The organism is Roseateles chitinivorans (genome assembly GCF_050632145.1).
GTDB classification, from domain to species: domain Bacteria; phylum Pseudomonadota; class Gammaproteobacteria; order Burkholderiales; family Burkholderiaceae_C; genus Roseateles; species Roseateles chitinivorans_B.
Genome location: NZ_CP192577.1, coordinates 3,073,628 through 3,087,324, shown reverse-complemented (window position 1 = coordinate 3,087,324; position 13,697 = coordinate 3,073,628). Strand labels below are relative to the sequence as shown.

The 13,697-nt window shown below is 69.1% G+C and carries 16 protein-coding genes and 1 pseudogene; 10 read left to right on the top strand and 7 right to left on the bottom strand.

The window, feature by feature from the left end:
- Window positions 1–30: 30 nt before the first annotated feature.
- Together ACQ86G_RS14275 and ACQ86G_RS14270 are read right to left on the bottom strand one after the other, a co-directional pair.
- Window positions 31–2,298, bottom strand: coding sequence for an acyl-CoA dehydrogenase (locus ACQ86G_RS14275; RefSeq protein WP_431261151.1), 2,268 nt, complete (start codon window positions 2,296–2,298; stop codon window positions 31–33).
- Window positions 2,299–2,421: 123 nt separating this feature from the next.
- Window positions 2,422–2,793, bottom strand: a complete 372-nt coding sequence (locus ACQ86G_RS14270) for a hypothetical protein (RefSeq protein WP_431261150.1) — start codon at window positions 2,791–2,793, stop codon at window positions 2,422–2,424.
- A 126-nt stretch (window positions 2,794–2,919) separates the two neighbouring features.
- Between ACQ86G_RS14270 and ACQ86G_RS14265 the strand changes: the two genes are divergently transcribed.
- The 7 genes and pseudogenes from ACQ86G_RS14265 (at window position 2,920) to ACQ86G_RS14235 (ending at window position 7,962) form a co-directional block, all read left to right on the top strand.
- Window positions 2,920–3,531 carry a hypothetical protein gene (locus ACQ86G_RS14265; protein ID WP_431261149.1) on the top strand — a complete coding sequence of 204 codons (612 nt, stop codon included), beginning with the start codon at window positions 2,920–2,922 and terminating at the stop codon, window positions 3,529–3,531.
- Window positions 3,532–3,821: 290 nt separating this feature from the next.
- A pseudogene (locus ACQ86G_RS14260) lies at window positions 3,822–4,760 on the top strand (FAD-binding protein); the annotation flags it as partial.
- Window positions 4,761–4,881: 121 nt separating this feature from the next.
- Entirely contained in the window at window positions 4,882–5,637 is a 756-nt protein-coding gene (locus tag ACQ86G_RS14255) for a GMC oxidoreductase (RefSeq protein WP_431261148.1), read from the top strand.
- Window position 5,638: 1 nt separating this feature from the next.
- Window positions 5,639–6,265, top strand: a complete 627-nt coding sequence (locus ACQ86G_RS14250) for a gluconate 2-dehydrogenase subunit 3 family protein (RefSeq protein WP_431261147.1) — start codon at window positions 5,639–5,641, stop codon at window positions 6,263–6,265.
- Window positions 6,265–6,933, top strand: a complete 669-nt coding sequence (locus ACQ86G_RS14245) for a 3-keto-disaccharide hydrolase (RefSeq protein ID WP_431261146.1) — start codon at window positions 6,265–6,267, stop codon at window positions 6,931–6,933. Before ACQ86G_RS14250 ends, ACQ86G_RS14245 begins: the two co-directional genes overlap by 1 nt.
- A gap of 52 nt (window positions 6,934–6,985) precedes the next feature.
- On the top strand, window positions 6,986–7,336 hold the full coding sequence (locus ACQ86G_RS14240; protein ID WP_431261145.1) for a hypothetical protein: 351 nt from the start codon (window positions 6,986–6,988) through the stop codon (window positions 7,334–7,336).
- Window positions 7,337–7,680: 344 nt separating this feature from the next.
- Entirely contained in the window at window positions 7,681–7,962 is a 282-nt protein-coding gene (locus tag ACQ86G_RS14235) for a hypothetical protein (protein ID WP_431261144.1), read from the top strand.
- Between the two features lie 29 nt (window positions 7,963–7,991).
- On the opposite strand, the gene ACQ86G_RS14230 is transcribed toward ACQ86G_RS14235, so the two are convergent.
- Window positions 7,992–8,612 (bottom strand): TlpA family protein disulfide reductase, encoded by a 621-nt coding sequence (locus ACQ86G_RS14230; RefSeq protein WP_431261143.1) that lies wholly within the window; start codon window positions 8,610–8,612, stop codon window positions 7,992–7,994.
- 122 nt (window positions 8,613–8,734) lie between these two features.
- Between ACQ86G_RS14230 and ACQ86G_RS14225 the strand changes: the two genes are divergently transcribed.
- The 3 genes from ACQ86G_RS14225 to ACQ86G_RS14215 are packed head-to-tail and all read left to right on the top strand — an operon-like array spanning window position 8,735 to window position 11,324.
- Window positions 8,735–9,145 carry a nuclear transport factor 2 family protein gene (locus ACQ86G_RS14225; RefSeq protein ID WP_431261142.1) on the top strand — a complete coding sequence of 137 codons (411 nt, stop codon included), beginning with the start codon at window positions 8,735–8,737 and terminating at the stop codon, window positions 9,143–9,145.
- Between the two features lie 49 nt (window positions 9,146–9,194).
- Window positions 9,195–9,656, top strand: coding sequence for a cupin domain-containing protein (locus tag ACQ86G_RS14220; RefSeq protein WP_431261141.1), 462 nt, complete (start codon window positions 9,195–9,197; stop codon window positions 9,654–9,656).
- Window positions 9,657–9,695: 39 nt separating this feature from the next.
- The gene (locus tag ACQ86G_RS14215) at window positions 9,696–11,324 is read left to right on the top strand and encodes a HEAT repeat domain-containing protein (protein ID WP_431261140.1); all 1,629 of its coding nucleotides are present in this window, start codon (window positions 9,696–9,698) and stop codon (window positions 11,322–11,324) included.
- A 72-nt stretch (window positions 11,325–11,396) separates the two neighbouring features.
- On the opposite strand, the gene ACQ86G_RS14210 is transcribed toward ACQ86G_RS14215, so the two are convergent.
- The 4 genes from ACQ86G_RS14210 to ACQ86G_RS14195 form a co-directional block, all read right to left on the bottom strand.
- The gene (locus ACQ86G_RS14210) at window positions 11,397–11,804 is read right to left on the bottom strand and encodes a M28 family peptidase (RefSeq protein WP_431261139.1); all 408 of its coding nucleotides are present in this window, start codon (window positions 11,802–11,804) and stop codon (window positions 11,397–11,399) included.
- The gene (locus tag ACQ86G_RS14205) at window positions 11,737–12,360 is read right to left on the bottom strand and encodes a M28 family peptidase (protein ID WP_431261138.1); all 624 of its coding nucleotides are present in this window, start codon (window positions 12,358–12,360) and stop codon (window positions 11,737–11,739) included. Before ACQ86G_RS14205 ends, ACQ86G_RS14210 begins: the two co-directional genes overlap by 68 nt.
- Window positions 12,351–12,752 (bottom strand): hypothetical protein, encoded by a 402-nt coding sequence (locus ACQ86G_RS14200; protein WP_431261137.1) that lies wholly within the window; start codon window positions 12,750–12,752, stop codon window positions 12,351–12,353. The genes ACQ86G_RS14205 and ACQ86G_RS14200 overlap by 10 nt, the downstream gene beginning before the upstream one ends.
- Window positions 12,753–12,849: 97 nt before the next feature.
- Window positions 12,850–13,578 carry an SDR family oxidoreductase gene (locus ACQ86G_RS14195; RefSeq protein WP_431261136.1) on the bottom strand — a complete coding sequence of 243 codons (729 nt, stop codon included), beginning with the start codon at window positions 13,576–13,578 and terminating at the stop codon, window positions 12,850–12,852.
- Between the last annotated feature and the right edge of the window lie 119 nt (window positions 13,579–13,697).

The following is a 13,697-nucleotide window of genomic DNA, read 5'->3' as shown; positions in this document are numbered from 1 at the left end:
CCCGCCGCTCGCCTCTCAAGCGCTCGTCCCCTACCCGTTCTCTTCCTCTTCCACCCTGCGCATGCTCGGCGCGCCCGCTCCACCCGGTCGCATCACGACGTCGGGGAGCGCCGGCGCCGCAGGCGGCGTGCCTGTCGGGTCCTCCGGATCCGCCGCGGGCGTCCCGGCCGAGTCCTCGTCGACCTGGATCACCTGGGCCGCCGCGCGCAGGTAGGCCAGCGCCGCGGCGGGGTCGCGCGAACCGCGCGCCACCTCTTCCAGCGAGCCCGAGCGACGCAGCGCCTTGTTGAGTTCAGGCACTTCGTCGCCCAGCGCGCGGACCGCGTCGAGCGCGCTCATCAGGTCGAGCAGGCCGCCGAGCTTCGGGCGCGAGACGTCGGGACACAGGCGGCCCACCAGCGCCGGCTGCGTGCGCAGCGCGTCGGCCAGGGCGATGGCCTCGCGGTCGCGCAGCGGGGCAAGGTGGCCGGTGCCGTGCAGCAGCATCGGCGCCATCGCGCGCAGGAACCCCGACGGCAGGTTGGCGTAGAGATCACGGAGCAGCGTCGCGGCCTCGTGCAGTTGCAGGCGGATCGCCGCGCGCGCCACGGGTCGCATCGCCGGGTCGTTCTCGACCTGATAGCGCCACACGCAGGCAGCGGCCAGATAAAGCGCGGACAGCACGTCGCCCAGCCGCGCCGACAGCAACTCCATCCGCTTGAGCTTGCCGCCGAGCAGTCCCATCGCGAGGTCGGCCGTGAGCGCGTACCGGGCCGACAGCGACGCGATGAGCTTCGCCTCCGCCCGCAGGTCGTCCGGGGGATTGCCGCGCAGCGGCGCCCCGGCCAGGCTGCGCCAGAGGTTGCGCATCACATGGCCGACATGGCCGGCGAGCGCGCGGCCCAGCCGCTCCGGATCCTGCGCCTGCACGGCCTGCATTTCCTCGAGCACGAAGGGATGGCAGCGGGTCGCCCCCTGGCCGAAGATGATCAGCGCGCGGGACAGCAGGTTGGCGCCTTCCACCGTGATGGCGATGGGCGCGTGGCGGTAGGCCACGCCCAGCAGGTTGCGCGGTCCGGCGATGATCCCCTTGCCCCCGAGCACGTCCATCCCGTCGTTGACCGCGCGGCGGCCGGCCTCGGTGAGCTGCACCTTGAGGATGGCGCTGGCGACGCTGGGCTGCTCGCCCGCGTCGAGCGCCGCGGCGGTGTAGCGTCGCGCGGCGTCGGTGGCGTAGAGCCGCGCGGCCATCTGCGCGGTGATGCCCGCGATCGCGTGGAAGCGTCCGATGGGCAGGCCGAACTGCTCGCGCACCTGGCCGTAGCCGTTGACCACGAACAGCGCGGTCTGCTGCATCGCCGCGCCCAGCGCCGGCAGCGAGATGGCGCGGCCGGCGGCCAGGCATTCCATCAGCATGCGCCAGCCCTGGCCGACGCGCTCCTCGCCGCCGATCACCCAGTCCATCGGCACGAAGACGTCCTCGCCGCGGATCGGGCCGTTCATGAAGGCCGAGTCCATCGGACGATGGCGGTGGCCGATCTCCATGCCGGGCGTCGGCACCGGCAGCAGCGCGCAGGTGATGCCGAGTTCCTGGTGGCCTTCGGGGCGCGACGGGTCGATCGCCTGGAAGGCCAGGCCGACCACGCTCGCCACCGGCGCGAGGGTGATGTAACGCTTGTCGAAGCGCACGCTGAAACCGCGCACCGTCCTGCCATCGACGACGCGTTCGGTGAGCACGCCGCGGTCCGGGATGGAGGCGGCGTCCGACCCGGCGTACGGCGAGGTCAGTCCGAAGCACGGCAGCTCGCGGCCGTCGGCCAGGCGCGGCAGGTAATGCTGTTGCTGGGCCGGCGTGCCGTAGCGCAGCAGCAGCTCGGCCGGGCCCAGCGAGTTGGGCACCATCACGGTCACCGCGCAGGCCGTGTTGACGGTCGCGATGCGGGTCACGACCTCGGCATGCGCGTAGTGGCCGAAGCCCAGGCCACCGTGCTCCCTGGGGATGATCATCCCGAAGAAGCGGTGCTCGCGCAGGTACTGCCAGACCTCGGGCGGCAGGTCGCCGGCCGTGTCGATGGCATGGTCGTCGAGCATGCCGATGAGTGTGGTCACCTCGTGGTCGAGGAAGCGGCGCTCCTCGTCGGTGAGGCGGTTCGGGCCCTGCGCGATCAGGGCGTCGAAATCGGGCCGCCCGGCGAAGAGCTGGCCCTCGAAACCGACCGTGCCGGCTTCGAGCGCGGCCCGTTCGGTGTCGCCCATCGCAGGCAAGGCCTTGGAGAATGGCGCCATCGCGAGACGCCCGAGGAGTCGGTGAAATCCCATGGAACGAGCCTAGGTCCGCGCGACCGTCCGCGACGTCAGCCTGGGGCGCGCCGGCGCGTAGGACGTCAGGCCATGCCGGGCGATGCGCGCAGGATCATGGCGACCGCCAGTTCGGACGAGGGCTCACCACAGCCCCCTGGCCACCACGACGACCACGACGACCACGACGACCAAGACGCCCGACGCCAGGGTCACCCCGCCGGCGGTGGTCGGCTTCCAAAGCAGCGACAGCGTTCCCGCCAGGATGTTCAGCGCCCCCGCCGCCAGGGCCGCCAGGACCAAGACCCCCGCGACCAGCATCGGCTGCGCAATCAGCAAGGCGTGCGCGTGCGGCACGCCCCGCTGCAGGGTCAGTGCCCACAGCAGGCCGGCGACGGCCATCAGCAACCACGGCATGGCAGCCAGTAGGGGGAGCCAGACCTCGCGCATCGCGACGCCCACGCGTGACTCGACGTTGTCGCCGACAGCAGCCGCGCGGCTGGCACAGAAAGGCATGGATGAATCGTTGTCCACAGGCGTGGCCTCCCTGAGTGCAAGCATAACCATGGCCCGCCACGCCGCGTCGACGGCGCGGACCGCCGGGGCATCTAGACTCCCGTCCTTTTCTGGACGACTCCCCGGATGCGTGTGCAACGGATCATCACCTGGCTCTGCACGGGCGCGCTGGCCGCCTGCGCCTCGGTTTACACCGTCGTACTCGTCCTGATGCTGCTCGACGGCCGCGTCTCCGAGTTCTCCAAGTCGTCCGGGCCTCACCGCGTGATCGCCTTCGACGACGAACCCGCGATGTTCATCGTCAGCTTCTTTCCGCACGGTCTGCTGATGGCCTGGATCTGGTGGCTGACGTGGCAGACATGGCGGAGGCTTCCGGGTGCGCTCGAAGACCTGGCCGGCTTCGGCATGCTCGAACGCTTGCGCGCACGCCGACCGATCGAGCGCCGCATGGCCGGCCTCATGATGGTGGCGTTGATCGTGTCAAGCCTGCTGGCCCTGTTCGGGCTGCCGCCTGCGCCGTTCAGACGCGCAGTCCTGGTGGTCCAGGTCCTGCTCTGGGTCGCGTCCACGCTGCTGATTCCCATCGCGTCGCTGACGGTGGGAGTCGTTCATACCAAAGAGGGATCGATCGCGAGGGCCAACGAGCCTTGGCGCTTCTGGCGCGGTCTGATCAAGTTGACGGCGACGTGGACCGCGATGCTGTGCTGCGTGCTGTTCATCAGCTGGAAGTCGTGGTAGCGGCACGCGCCCACAACCCATGAGATGCAACGATGCGTTGCGCGAGCACAGGCCGACGAATGAAGTCGACGAACTGCTCCGAGGCGTCGAACGGCGCCCCGCAGCGCGGGGACCTGTGAACCTGTGCCGCCCTCTCTTGCGCGAAAGGGTCAGTCCTTGCAATCGGGGCTTCCGGCATCACTGGCCTCGACGGGAATCGTAATCGCACGCAGCCCCCGGGCCGTCCTCCGACGCCCCGGAAGATCCGCTCCCGCGATGGCAAACTCCGCCGACTTCCCCAAGGAGGGCGCATGGGTTTTGTGACGACGCGCACCATGGCGCGCGACTACGACGTCATCGTCGTCGGTTCGGGCGCCGGCGGCGGCCAGACGGCCTACACACTCGCGCTGGAAGGCGTGAAGGTGCTGATGCTGGAGGCCGGCCGGTACTACGACTTCCGCACCGAGACGCCGATGTTCCAGGCCTCGCACGACGCGCCGCTGCGCGGCGCGGGCACACCGGACAAGGCCTTCGGCTTCTACGACGCGACGGTGGACGGCGGCTGGCAGGTGCCGGGTGAGCCCTACACGCAGGCCTCCGACAACCAGGAACAGCGCTTCGAGTGGTGGCGCGCCCGCATGCTGGGCGGCCGCACCAACCACTGGGGCCGCATCTCGCTGCGCAACGGGCCCTACGACTTCAAGCCGCACACCCGCGACGGGCTGGGCTTCGACTGGCCCATCGACTATGCGGACCTGGCACCCTACTACGACAAGGTCGAGATGCTGGTGGGCATCTACGGCACCAACGAGGGCCTGGAGAACACGCCCGACTCGCCCGAGGGCTGCCTGCTGCCCGCCCCCGCCGCGCGCGTGGGGGAACGCCTGGTCGCGCAGCGCGCCGGCAAGCTCGGCATCCCGGTGGTGCCCATCCACCGCGCGGTGCTGACCGCCAAGCTCGACGACGCCCGCATCCCCGCGCTGCTGCATCCCGGCAACCCGCGCGCGCAGGCGCTGGTCGCGCAGTCCATGCGCGAGCGCGCCGCCTGCTTCTGGGCCACGCCGTGCTCGCGCGGCTGCTCCATCGGCGCGACCTACCAGAGCCCCGCAGTGCACCTGCCGCCGGCGCTCGCCAGCGGCCATCTCGACGTGCTGTGCGACGCGATGGTCTACGAGGTTACGACGAAGGACGGCAAGGCCAGCGGCGTGCGCTTCGTCGACCGCAAGACCGGCAAGCACATCGAGGCCAGGGCCCGCGCGGTGGTGCTCTCCGCCAGCGCCTGCGAGTCGGCGCGCATCCTGCTGAACAGCAGGACCAGCGCCTACCCGCAGGGCCTGGCCCAACAGCAGCGGCAAGGTCGGCAAGTACGTGATGGACACCGTCGGCAGCGACCTGTCCGGCCAGGTGCCGTTGCTGGAGAACCTGCCGCCGCACAACGAGGACGGCGCCGGCGGCTCGCACATGTACGCGCCCTGGTGGCTGTACGGCCAGCAGGGCAAGGACTGGGCGACGAAGGGCCTGGGCTTCGCCCGCGGGTATCACATCGAGCTGGGCACCGGCCGCCGCATGCCCGGCGCCGGCACCGGCGCGGGCCTGGAGTGGCTGACGAAGGGCAGTTACGGCGCGAAGTTCAAGCAGGACGTGCGCCGCACCTTCGGTTCCTTCGTCTACTTCGCCGGGCGCGGCGAGATGATCCCCAACGAGCAGTCGTTCTGCGAGATCGACCCGACGACCAAGGACCGCTTCGGCATCCCCGTGCTGCGCTTCCACTGGCAGTGGTCGGAGCACGAGACCCGCCAGGCCGCGCACATGCAGAAGACCTTCGCGGCGATCGTCGAGGCGATGGGCGGCAAGGTGCTGGACGGCGGCCCCGAACTGGACGGCCGCAAGGCCATCGCCCCGGGCGGCTACATCATCCACGAGGTCGGCGGCGCGATCATGGGCGCCGACGCCCGGACCTCGGTCACCAACCGCTGGGGCCAGACCTGGGACGTGCCCAACCTGTTCCTGTCCGACGGCGCGCCCTTCGCCTCCAATGCCGACAAGAACCCGACGCTGACCATCATGGCGCTGGCCTGGCGCCAGGCCGACCACATCGTCGACCGCTTCCGCAAGAAGGAGCTCTGACATGGACCGCAGAACGACCCTGCAATGGATGCTGGCCGCCGCCGCGGCGCTCAGCGTCGACGTGTCGGCCGGCGCCACGCCCGCCGGCAGGAAGGGCGGCAAGCCCAAGGGCTACGGCACCGACCCGCTGCTGACGAAGAGCTACAAGAGCGGCGAGCTGTGGCCGCTGACCTTCAATGCCGCGCAGAACCGCACCGCGCAGGCGCTGTGCGGCCTCATCATCCCGGCCGACGACCAGTCGCCCAGCGCCGCGCAGCTGCAGGTGCACCGCTTCATCGATGAATGGATCAGCGCACCCTACCCCAACCAGGCCAAGGACAAGCCGGTCATCGTGGAGGGCCTCGCCTGGCTGGAAGCCGAGAGCGCGAAGCGCTTCGGCGGCAGGCGCTTCGACCAGCTCGACGTCGCACAGCAATCGCAGATCGCCGACGACATCTGCTGGACCGAGTCCGCCAAGCCCGGGTTCGCCACCGCCGCGCGCTTCTTCAAGCGCTTCCGCGATCTGACCGCCGGCGGCTTCTACACGACGCCCGACGGCATGAAGGACGTCGGCTTCGTCGGCAACATCCCCTCCGTCACCTTCGACGGCCCGCCCCTCAAGGTCCTGCAGATCGTTGGAGTCGCCTGATGCGCCTTGCCCCTGTTGTCGCCGCGGCCTCGGCCGCCCTCGCCCTGTCCGCCACTGCCCACGCCGCCGACATGCCCAACACCCTCACCGCCGAAGAGACCGCCGCCGGCTGGCAACTGCTGTTCGACGGCACGAGCCTCGACCACTGGCGCGCCAGCGACCAGCCCGGCACCTTCAGCGTGAAGGACGGCGCCATCGTCGTCCGCGGCCCGCGCTCGCACCTGTTCTACACGGGACCGGTGCAGCAGCACGACTTCAGGAACTTCGAGCTGAAGGTCGACGTGATGACCTTCCCCAAGGCCAACTCCGGGGTCTACTTCCACACGAAGTGGCAGGAGGTGGGCTGGCCCGAGCTGGGCTATGAAGTGCAGGTCAACAACTCGCACAGCGACCCCAGCCGCACCGGCGGACTGTGGGGTGTCCAGGACTACCTGAAGGTCGTGTCGCCGGACCACCAGTGGTTCACGCTGACGGTGCGCGTCGAAGGCAAGCACGTGACGACCTTCGTGAACAGCGAGAAGACGGCCGACTACACCGAGGAGTCGCCGATCGTCCGCAAGAAGGGCCTGGAGAAGCGCTACATCGCCAGCGGCACGTTCGCACTGCAGGGGCATGACCCGGAGAGCGAGGCGCATTTCAGGAACATCAAGGTGAAGGTGCTGCCTTGAGCTTGACGAAGGCTCGCTTCAGCCATGCCGCAAGGCATCATCTCGACGCGGCATGACGAACCCGCTCACAGATCGCGAGCTCGTCGACCTTCTGGTGTCGCTCCCTCAGCACCGGTTGGTGGAGGTTGTCGCGTTATCGATGGAACTGCGCAAGGCTGAGGTCGCTCGCCCCGATTGGGAGGAGGCCAAACTCGTGCTTGCCGAGGCTCATCGATTCAATGAGACGTCTGGAACACCGTCGCCCTGGGAACTTCTTGTCCTGGCGAGACCGCAAACTCTCGGCGAGTTCGTCACGGAGGGTAGCGGCCCAAGCCAAGAAGGCGGTTGCTGCGGATTCAACCTCGTCAGCTATGCCAAGCGCATTCTTTGCCCCGTATGTGGCCGACAGGCCAGTGCGACATAGGACGACCGTGCAACGCTCGTTTGAGCGGCATCCAACGGGACGACGTTCCAGGACCGCAGCGAGCTCGGACATTCCCATATGGCTCAAGGCGCTCAATGTCCGGTCGCTTCAATCGCCCTGCGGTGCGGACTGGCCGCAGGATGAGCGCGAGCGGCTCGGCCGAGAGAAGCTTGTCCATGGCGCGCGTTACCAACACGAGGGCATCGGTTCTGTTGTCGACCCGAGCCGAGGACTCGGACTCGTCCACGGATTCCTACTCGACTGGAGAAGTCCCGGACGTCGAGCACGTCGAGTTCGATATCGTCAGACTGGATATCACCGCCTCTTGAATCGATCATCCTCCGATGCCCACTCCTCCGACCCACATCGACGGCGCCCAGGTTCTTGAATGGGCGTGGTCTGATCGACCGTTTGGTCAGGTGCAGTCACGAGAAGACGGCCATGCCGTCCCCATTCATGGCTTGGCGATCTGCAGCTACGGGAGTCCGGACGAGGTCTATCGATTCAGCTGCGGACCCGATTGGGCATGTGAACAGGACGAGGTCTACCTGACGGTCGCACAAGCCAAATCGGATCTACCGCGTCAATACCGTGACGTCGACGCGTTCTGGCAAACGGCGACGTGATTGCGGGACCTGGCCGTCTGCGTCTCCATTCAGTTCGTCGCTGGCGCCCGCTGCGCCTCGATCCACGCCTCGATGCCTGCCACCGTGGCGTGGCCGTCCTCACCGCCCAATTGATTCGCCTGGACCGTCGTGATCAACCGCCCTTTCTCGTCCAGCAGCGCGAATGCGGGAAAGGCCTGGACATCCAGCTGCTTGAACAGCAGCGGTCCCGCGTTGGCGGCCACAGGCCATATCAGTCCATGCTGCTTCACGTATCCGGCGGCCTCGGTCGCCGAGTCCGGCGTGATGGCCAGCACGTGGAGGTCGCCGCGGCGCTTCATGATGTCGTTGAGCTTGGGCACCTCCCGGATGCAGGGCGGGCAATGCTTCGTGTAGAAGTTGATCAGCACGCGCTTGCCGAGCAGACGCTGGCCGTCAATGGCCTTGCCGTCGGCACCGGCGAGCCCGTCGAGCGGGAACGGCGCACCCGCGGCGAGTCCGAAGTTCGGCAGCGGCTTGTACGCCGGCCGAGGCTCGGCGGCGGACGCGAGGATCGGCGCGCCGGCAATGAACATGACAGCGGCAATCGCGGCGATGCGTTTTTTCATCTCTGTCAGGCCTTCGTGGAAGCGACGTATTCGGCAGCGACAGATCGTAGCGAATGCGAGCACGATTGGCTTACGCGCCGGGAACCCTCCAATGGATCCGGACTATCCCGGAACACGGCCATGAACAGGCTGCTCCTGGCTCTCGCCCTTGCCGTCTCGACCAGCCGCGAGGCACGTCGCAAACCGTGCATCCGAGCATCCCGGATGCGGAGTTGCTCGCGCTCATCGCCCAGCTGGACCCGAGGCATTTCGACGCGTTCAACAGCTGCGACACGCAGACGTTGCAGGCGTTGTACGCACCGGACGTGGAGTTTTTCCACGATCTCAACGGGCACATTCTGAATCGCGAGCAGTTCATCCAGGGGGTCAGGAAGAACATCTGCGGCAAGGTTCAGCGACGAGTCCGCTCGCCGGTGACGCGCGACACCGACTACAGCCAGGCGCCACGGTATTCTTCCGGGCGCAGGTGGATCAGGGCCGGAACGGTGATCTCGTCGTCAAGACGCTTGGTCCTCCTAGGCCGACGTGGTGGCGCCAGCCCTCTGAGGTCTCCTCACACGCGCTCAGTCACTCGAATCGCCTCGCCCCGCCGCTGAGCGCTCATCACAGCGGCGTCGTTAGCCTGATGGAAGCCAAGGACGTTCTATGCCAGTGTTCACGCCCAAGCAGTTCGTCGCAGAGACTCACCCCGCCGAAGGCACGACCGAGCCCCATCAGACGCTGTGGCTCAGCGAAGCGGGTGGCCTGACCCAGTTCGGCGCCTTCATTGAAGTGCTGCAGGCAGGCGGCCGCTCCGCCCTCAAGCATTGGCACAGCGACGAGGACGAACTGGTCTACGTCCTGGCCGGCGAGATCACGCTGGTGGAAGGCACCGTCGAGACGCTGCTGCGCGAAGGGGACGCCGCCACCTTCAAGGCCGGCGTGGCCGTGGGTCATTACCTCGAGAACCGCAGCGGCGCGCCGACGCGGTGCCTGGTCGTGGGCACCCGCGCGCCCGTCGACCGCATCACCTACCCGGACCACGACCGCGTGTGCCTGCGGGACCGGTCGCTGCCCGACGACCTCTGGACCGATGGCGCCGGCCGGCCGGCGGACAACCCCTACTGACGAGGCGCTCCTCCGGCGCCGTTGGGCAGAATCCGGGCCATGAATTACAACGAGCCACCGCCCGATGACGCCGATCTGCCAGGAATCCTCGCCGAGCTGACCGACCGGGCCGCCAGCGCCGACCTCGGCACCCGGCAGGAAGCCTTCGAGCAGATCTATGAGCTCGCCTACAAGGTCCAGGACAAGGCCTCGGCGACCGTACCCACCTTGATCGACGGCCTGCTGGATCCTGATCCCAAGATCGGCGAAAGCGCCCTCTGGGCGCTCCACTACTGCGCTCCCGACAGCATCGGTCCCCTGGTCGAGTGCCTGGCCCACCCGCTCGCCTTCGTCCGGGAACGGGCCGCGCATTCGCTGGGCAACATCGGGGAAACCGCGTGCCACGCGGCGTCCGCCCGCCTCCGCCCCCTGCTCGCCGACACCGAGGACGCCGTGCGCCAACGCGCCGCCTGGGCCTTGGGACTGATGCACGACACGAGTGACCGGACGGTGGCGCTCCTCGCCGACATGGCCGGCAAGGCATCGCCCGCCGACGCCGGCGCCGCGCTGCATGCCCTGGGCAACATCGGGAAGTCGGCCGGTGGCGCGTCGCTCTCGTCCCATCGATCGCTGGTGCTGGCAGCGCTGGACCGGCCGACGCCCAACGTCCGCCGATGGGCGCTGTATGCGGCCGAATGGGTGGGGCTCGAGGCGCAGGTCTGGGCGGATGTGCTGGTCGACATCCTGCGGCGGGACGACGCGCGCGAAGTCCGCCTGGAAGCCCTGTCGACCCTGAAGGAGCTCGCCCCGTCGGTCGATCTGTCCGCCGCCGTTCCCGCCCTGATCGCGCGGCTCGAGGAGCCCGTCCAGGAGGGACCGCGAGCATGCGAGGTCCTCGGTGAGATGCGCCCGCGCCCCACTGCCGCCATCCCCGCCCTGCGCGAGGCCTTGATGAACGATGACCTCGTGCGTCCGGCCGGGCAGGCCCTGTGGCGCATCGAGCGACGGGCCGAGGCGCTCATCCCCGCGATGCGGCGCGTGTTCGACGAGGACGGCGAGAGCATCTGCGACCTGATCTGCGAAATCGGCCCGGACGCCTCGCCGCTCATTCCCGACGTGATCAAGGCACTGGGCGAGGAGAACTGGGATCTCCAATGGGCGGCTGCTGACGCGCTGCGCGCGATGGCGTCGTCCGACCCGATGGTGATGCCGCCGCTGATGCAGGCGCTGAGCCACCCGAGTCCCATCGTGCGGTCCGCGTCGGCCCGCGCCCTGGCCGCCATCGGCGCGGCGGCGATCGAGCCGCTGCGCGCGCTGCTCAATGACGCCTCGGCGCCTCACGGCGTCTGGGCCGCCTATGCGCTCGGCGAGATGGGTCCTGCCGCGGCAGCGGCGATGGACGATCTGCGCCCGGGGATGCGCGCGGGCGCCGAGCCGCGCGCCAGCTGCTGCGCGATCGCGATGGTCCGCATTGCAGCGGACGTCGAAGCGGTCTCGTCCCTGATCGCGATGCTGCGCCGCGGCGATCAGTCGGCGCCGCGTCAAGCCGCGATCAAGGCGCTCGGGGAACTGGGGCCGATGGCGATGGCTGCCGCCGACGTCCTGGAAGCACTCGTCGATGACGAGGACTATGACGTGGCCGAAGAGGCCGCGCGGGCGCTCATGGTGATCCGCGGATCACCGCAGTGAGCAAGCGCGATGCTTGATGGCGAGCTGCAGCCCCGGCTGCACGCGCCCGGCGAGACCTCGCGGGCGTCGCGTTCAACGGGCGTTGGCGGCCAGCCAGGTGAAGGCGACGTAGGCGGCCGTGTTCTGCCGAAGCGCCACCGGGTCGATCTTGTCCAGCGTGTCGTTGGCACTGTGATGGTGGTCGAAGAGCTCGCTGGCGTCCTGGGCCAGATTGGCCCAGGGGACGCCGGCCCGGGCGAGGAACTGCAGGTCCGGGCCGGGATTGCCCGCCGCGCCGTCCGCGGTGATGCCGAGCGGCCGCAGCACGCGGATGAGGCTGGCGGTCAGCGCCGCATCGGCCGGCGGGTGGCGCAAGGCATAGATGCGGCCGGCGCCCCAATCGCTCTCCAACGCCATGCGGTGGCGCGCCAGATCAGCCGCATCCCGCGCCGCGTAGGCCTTGGCGCCGTCGAAGCCGTTCTCCTCGTTGGCGAACAGCACCACGCGCACGGTATGACGCGGCGCCTGGCCTGATCGCTTGATGAGCGCGCCCAGTGGCCATCACCAGGCCCACGCCGAAGCCGTCGTCGACGGCTCCTGTGCCCGCATCCCACGAGTCCAGGTGCGCGGCCAGCAGCACGACGCCGGGTCGGGCGTCGCGGCCGGTGATCTCGCCGATGACGTTGTACGACGTGGCGGTGCCGGCGACCGACTGCAGGTCCAGCGTGATGCGGACCGGCGCGGGTTGCGCGGTCAATCGCTCCAGCAGGTCGGTATCCGGCGCGGACACCGCCGCGGCGGGGATCGCGACGCCGCCCTCGTAGATGACGCTGCCCGTGTGGGGCAGACGGTTGCTGTCGGTGCCGATCGAGCGGATGAGCAGCGCGACGGCGCCCTTGCCCGCGGCGATCGAAGCCGCGCTGCTGCGCATCGGCAGCACGTCGGCGTAGCCGGACCCGTCGGTGCGGCGGTCCATGCGGCGCGTCAGCAGCACGATCTTGCCGCGCAACTGCTCGGCCGGCGCGTCCTGCAACGCGCGCAAGTCGTTCAGCCGCACCACCTCGGCCTCGATGGGGCCGGGGAGCTGACGCTGCCGCCGAGGGCGGCCACGGCCAGCCGTTGCACGACCGGTGCGACGACCGTCGCGCTGTCGGACAAGCGACGCCAGGTCGGGAAGGTCACGGGCTCGGTGCTGACCTTGTCGTAGCCGAGCGCCTTGAATCTGGCGACCGCCCAGGCCACCGCACGCGCGTCCGCCTCGGAGCCGGCCAGACGGGCGCCGATCTCCGTCGTCAACGACTCGACGAGGCCGAAGGCGGTGGAATCGGCCAGCGCCAGGTCGCGCAGGCGCTCCGCGGCCGCGTCCGGCGACTCCGCGAAAGCCAAGGGTGCGGCCAGGGGCGCAGCCAGGCAGGCGAGCGCCAGCATGAGGGACGCGCGGCGCCGCATGGCAGGCACTGGGACGATCAAGGCAGGCGGCATCGACGACAGGAGGGGCTGGGGACGTTTCATGGCCGGTGAGTCAGCGTTGCGATCGCGCGGGCGATTACCAGGGCTGGACGGCGTCTGCGTGGAAGAACGACCCCGTGGGCCCCTCGGCGGGCAGCGTGGCCAGACGCACGCTGGTGCGGGCGCCTTCCTGCGGCGACATCGGCGCGTCCACGCCGTGCAGGTCGGTCTTCACGAAACCGGGATGCGCGGCGTTGACCTTGATGGCGGTGTCGCGCAGCTCATAAGCCAGATGCACGGTCCAGGCATTCACCGCCGACTTCGAGATGTTGTAGGCCGGGATCTTGAAACCGTAGAAGGTCGACGTCGGGTCCACGTTGGCGCCCATCGACCCGAGGATGCTGGACACGTTGACGATGCGCGCCGCCGGCGCGTGCTTGAGCAGCGGCAGGAAGGCGTTGGTCACCTGGACCAGGCCGAACACGTTGGTGTCGAAGGTGCGACGCCAGGCGTCCATCGTCTGCTGCGACGGCGCCTTGTCGAAGGCGTCCACCATGATGCCGGCGTTGTTGACCAGCACGTCGAGGTGCCGATGCCTGCGCTGCACCGAGGCGAACGCCGAGTCGATCGACGCGCTGCTCGTGACGTCCAATTGCAGCGCCTCGGCGCTGAGACCTTCGGACGTGAGCCGCTCGACCGCCTGTTCGGCGGCGGCGAGGTCGCGCGCGGCGACGATGGCGTGGAAGCCCTGCTGGGCGAGCTGGCGGGCGGTCTCGAGGCCGATGCCTTTGTTGGCACCGGTGATCAGGGCGGTCTGGGTAGTCATGGCGATATCTCTTCGAGTGACGGGGAGCGGTTGCTTCAGTCGGTAGCGAAGCGTAGGCCGCACACGCCAGGAGGCGTGAGTCGTCAGATTCGATGGGAGATATCGGGATCGCGGATAGG

Excerpts from the sequence above, each read along its gene's own strand:
- ACQ86G_RS14275 (WP_431261151.1), bottom strand. The coding sequence starts at position 2,298 with ATGGGATTTCACCGACTCCTCGGGCGTCTCGCGATGGCGCCATTCTCC.
- ACQ86G_RS14265 (WP_431261149.1), top strand. The coding sequence starts at position 2,920 with ATGCGTGTGCAACGGATCATCACCTGGCTCTGCACGGGCGCGCTGGCC.
- ACQ86G_RS14250 (WP_431261147.1), top strand. The coding sequence starts at position 5,639 with ATGGACCGCAGAACGACCCTGCAATGGATGCTGGCCGCCGCCGCGGCG.
- ACQ86G_RS14215 (WP_431261140.1), top strand. The coding sequence starts at position 9,696 with ATGAATTACAACGAGCCACCGCCCGATGACGCCGATCTGCCAGGAATC.
- ACQ86G_RS14195 (WP_431261136.1), bottom strand. The coding sequence starts at position 13,578 with ATGACTACCCAGACCGCCCTGATCACCGGTGCCAACAAAGGCATCGGC.
- ACQ86G_RS14235 (WP_431261144.1), top strand. The coding sequence starts at position 7,681 with ATGCCCACTCCTCCGACCCACATCGACGGCGCCCAGGTTCTTGAATGG.
- ACQ86G_RS14245 (WP_431261146.1), top strand. The coding sequence starts at position 6,265 with ATGCGCCTTGCCCCTGTTGTCGCCGCGGCCTCGGCCGCCCTCGCCCTG.
- ACQ86G_RS14220 (WP_431261141.1), top strand. The coding sequence starts at position 9,195 with ATGCCAGTGTTCACGCCCAAGCAGTTCGTCGCAGAGACTCACCCCGCC.
- ACQ86G_RS14240 (WP_431261145.1), top strand. The coding sequence starts at position 6,986 with ATGACGAACCCGCTCACAGATCGCGAGCTCGTCGACCTTCTGGTGTCG.
- ACQ86G_RS14255 (WP_431261148.1), top strand. The coding sequence starts at position 4,882 with ATGGACACCGTCGGCAGCGACCTGTCCGGCCAGGTGCCGTTGCTGGAG.
- ACQ86G_RS14200 (WP_431261137.1), bottom strand. The coding sequence starts at position 12,752 with ATGCGGCGCCGCGCGTCCCTCATGCTGGCGCTCGCCTGCCTGGCTGCG.
- ACQ86G_RS14270 (WP_431261150.1), bottom strand. The coding sequence starts at position 2,793 with ATGCCTTTCTGTGCCAGCCGCGCGGCTGCTGTCGGCGACAACGTCGAG.